Genomic DNA, 310 nt, shown 5'->3' with positions numbered 1-310 from the left:
CTGCCGGTAGCCCGTTCGTGCTGACGTTCCAGCATATGGGCATTACCTTTGCCGCCAGCATTCTTAACTTTGTTGTGCTGACTGCTTCGCTGTCGGCAATTAACAGTGATGTATTTGGCGTAGGCCGTATGCTCCACGGTATGGCAGAGCAGGGCAGCGCGCCGAAAATTTTCAGCAAAACGTCGCGTCGCGGTATTCCGTGGGTTACGGTGCTGGTGATGACTACCGCGCTGCTGTTTGCGGTGTATCTGAACTACATCATGCCGGAAAACGTCTTCCTGGTGATCGCTTCGCTGGCAACCTTCGCCAC

The 310-nt window shown here is 54.8% G+C and carries 1 protein-coding gene; it reads left to right on the top strand.

The annotated features are described in order from the left end of the window. A partial coding sequence (locus SB756_RS29055; protein WP_410912991.1) for an amino acid permease occupies window positions 1–310 on the top strand: 310 nt, incomplete at both ends.

This window comes from Pseudomonas sp. SIMBA_068, from assembly GCF_046534705.1.
GTDB lineage: Bacteria > Pseudomonadota > Gammaproteobacteria > Pseudomonadales > Pseudomonadaceae > Aquipseudomonas > Aquipseudomonas putida.
This window is presented reverse-complemented; position numbering and strand designations above follow the sequence as displayed.